Genomic DNA, 1,794 nt, shown 5'->3' with positions numbered 1-1,794 from the left:
TCGGCTTCCTGGAGGCGCCGCTGCGCTGGGTCAAGTGGGCGGTGCTGGCTGGCACGGCGCTGTTGTTCGGGCTGGTGATGGCGGTGGCGGCGCGCTGGACGCTGCGCCGGGCGCGCGCGCTGGTCGAGCCGGTGGAGCGCATGGACGCGACGATGCGCCGCATCGAGCGCGGCGACACCGCGGCGCGCGTCGGGCCGGTGGGCTCGCACGACGAGCTGGGCGCGCTGGCGCAGCATCTGGACCGGCTGCTGGATCTGCTGGCCGAGCAGACCGCGCACTTGCGCGCCTGGGCCGAGACGCTGGACCGCCGCGTCGCCGAGCGCACGCGCGAGCTGCAGGCCAGCCACGCCGCGCTGCGCCAGGCGCAGCAGCAGCTCATCCGCAGCGAGCGGCTGGCCACCATCGGCCAGCTCAGCGCCGGCCTGGCGCACGAGATCAACAACCCGATCGCCGTCATCCAGGGCAACCTGGACCTGGTGCGCGAGACGCTGGGGCCGGCGGCCACACCGGTGCAGGCCGAGCTGGCGCTGATCGACGCGCAAGTCGAGCGCATCCGCCTGATCGTCACGCGGCTGCTGCAGCACGCACGCCCGACCGAGTTCGCCGGCTACGTGGAGCCGCTGGCGCTGCCGGCGGTGCTGGATGATTGCGTCGTGCTGGTGGAGCGGCTGCTGCAGCAGCGCGGCATCCGGCTGCGGCGCGACGACCGCGCCACCACCGCGGTGGCGTGCAACCGGCAGGAGCTGCAGCAGGTCATCATCAACCTGCTGGTCAACGCGGTGCAGGCCAGCCCCGACGGCGCCGAGGTGGAGCTGGCCAGCGGCGACTGGGTCGAGGACGACACCCCGGTCGGCGCCTGGGTGGAGGTGCGCGATCGCGGCCCGGGTCTGTCGCCCGAGGTGCGCGCGCGGCTGTTCACGCCGTTCTTCACCACCAAGCCGGACGGGCACGGGCTGGGGCTATGGGTCAGCCAGGGACTGCTGGAGCGCTACGGTGGCCGGCTAGAAGCCGACAACCGCACCGACGGGGCGGGAGCGGTGTTTCGCGTGCGGCTCTACAGCGAGCCGCGGGAGCCGCAGGCGGTGGGCGGCGCCTGAGCCGGCCTCACGCCATCTCGAACGCCTGCGCCTCCACCTGCACGAAGGCGCGCAGCAGCTCGGCCAGCGCGGCGTAGAAGTGCGCCGCCGGGTGCGCCTGCAGCGCGTCGCACAGCGCCGGCACCCACGGGTGCAGGTGACGCGCGAAGAAGGCGTGCTGGCGCGCCAGGTTGCACACCTCGGCGTCGTCGCCGGCGATCAGAAAGCGCATCACCTCGCACAGGAAGGCGAGGTGATCCTCCGGCTCGCTGACGCCCTCGGCGCGCGCCAGGCCGAGCGCCGCCAGCGCCTCGCGCAGCGCCGCCAGCGGCTTGTCGTTCAAGAACCCGCTCAGGTAGTGGGAGGCGTACAGGTACACCTCCGGCTTGCCGACGCCGCCGAACAGCGCCTCGTACTCGTCGCGCACCTGCTGGGCCGACAGCGCCCGCGCCTGCGCCACCAGCGCCTGCCACGGCACCTCCAGCACCCCGCCGGGGGCCGGTGCCTCGGTCACGGCGACGCGCAGGCGGGCCAGCAGCTCGTCGGCGGGCGGCGCGGCCAGCAGCCCGGCCAGCAGGCCATACAGCTCGGCGCGCGCGGTCTCCTCGTCGAAGCCGGGGCGGGTGGGAAATGGCAGGGCGGATTCGGCCATGGCGCAGCTCACAGGTCGGTGATCTTGACTTCGCGGCTGGTGAGGATGTCGAAGACGCGGCAGTCC

2 protein-coding genes are annotated in these 1,794 nt (G+C 73.9%); one reads left to right on the top strand and one right to left on the bottom strand.

Going from position 1 to position 1,794, the window contains the following annotated elements; translation table 11 throughout:
* A partial coding sequence (locus ACK4TH_RS11640) for a sensor histidine kinase (protein WP_409626657.1) occupies positions 1-1,097 on the top strand: 1,097 nt, incomplete at its 5' end.
* Positions 1,098-1,104: 7 nt separating this feature from the next.
* On the opposite strand, the gene ACK4TH_RS11635 is transcribed toward ACK4TH_RS11640, so the two are convergent.
* Positions 1,105-1,728: a molecular chaperone gene (locus tag ACK4TH_RS11635; protein ID WP_409626655.1), complete on the bottom strand. Its 624-nt coding sequence runs from the start codon at positions 1,726-1,728 to the stop codon at positions 1,105-1,107.
* Positions 1,729-1,794: the final 66 nt, after the last annotated feature.

This window comes from Tepidimonas sp., assembly GCF_046292505.1.
In the GTDB taxonomy this organism is placed as follows: domain Bacteria; phylum Pseudomonadota; class Gammaproteobacteria; order Burkholderiales; family Burkholderiaceae_C; genus Tepidimonas.
Note: the sequence above shows the minus strand (reverse complement) of the source record. Positions and strands in the feature narration are given on the sequence as shown.

What these genes read in the sequence shown, in the direction of transcription:
- ACK4TH_RS11635 (WP_409626655.1), bottom strand. Translation starts at nt 1,728, where the DNA reads ATGGCCGAATCCGCCCTGCCATTTCCCACCCGCCCCGGCTTCGACGAG.